The 985-nt window shown below is 52.9% G+C and carries 1 protein-coding gene; it reads left to right on the top strand.

What is annotated here, in order from left to right; genetic code table 11:
• Positions 1–50 precede the first annotated feature (50 nt).
• Positions 51–944: a primase-helicase family protein gene (locus tag ACSZO1_RS22485; protein WP_437616604.1), complete on the top strand. Its 894-nt coding sequence runs from the start codon at positions 51–53 to the stop codon at positions 942–944.
• Positions 945–985: the final 41 nt, after the last annotated feature.

Here is a 985-nt window from a genome sequence, read left to right as displayed (position 1 = left end):
CAGGATAGCTTATCGGTAGCTAACCGTCCCTCCATCCACATGACCAAGCGTTGCACTTATTATCTGAATTCGCGGGCTTCATATATCTTTCTCGGAAAAATGGCGCAGACCTGTACAGCACATTGACAGGTAAGTTCCATCCGTTCCACGCGGAAACTAACCTCTATCAGCAGTGGCTGCGAAAACAGTCAGAGCACAGATACAGCGGTCACAATCCCCTGTTACACGATATTCTCCGCCAGCGGATTAAATACGCATCGGCGCGTGAGTTTATTCCCGGAGGCGATCGCCCTCTGGTATACGAGGCGGACGGTGTACCCGTACTGAATACCTGGAAGCCATACGAACCACAGACAACCGACGCAGCCGGTACTGATTTGTCACTCTGGGTTGAATATCTGGAACGCCTGTTCCCGGATGCAGACGAGCGGCACACCGTTGTGCAATGGCTGGCGCATATGTTCCAGCACCCGGAGGTTAAACCCTCATGGCACCTCATGTTGACGAGTGCGACAGGCACAGGGAAGGGATTCCTGTTCGATCAGGTTCTCGCACCTCTGCTACTGGGGCAGGCATCGTTACTCAGTTCGTATGACAAACTGACTGGTCAGTTCAGCACTGTGATCGCCAATAATTTGCTGGTGTTTCTGGACGATTGCCGCAGTAGCTCAAAATCGCTGCATACCCGGTTGAAATCCCTGCTGACAGAGCGCCGCCAGCAGATCGAGGAGAAGCAGGAGCAGGCCCGGATGGTTTCAACCTATACCCGGTTTATCCTCGCCAGCAACGAGCGACGCCCGATCCGCTTTTCACCGAACGAGCGCGAGCGCCGTTGGTTCGTCGTCCGGTTTATGGAGCATCGCCATAACCCAGAGGAGACCGGCGAATTTATCGGTCGATTAGCACAATGGCTAAGGAAGGTGCGATTTAATCGTCAATTATGAGAACATAACCCTTTCTTTGACATAGACTTTTCACGATGCCC

The organism is Erwinia sp. V71, assembly GCF_965644245.1.
Classification (GTDB): domain Bacteria; phylum Pseudomonadota; class Gammaproteobacteria; order Enterobacterales; family Enterobacteriaceae; genus Erwinia.
The sequence above is the reverse complement of the archived record's forward strand: the minus strand, read 5'-3'. Positions and strand labels throughout refer to the sequence as shown.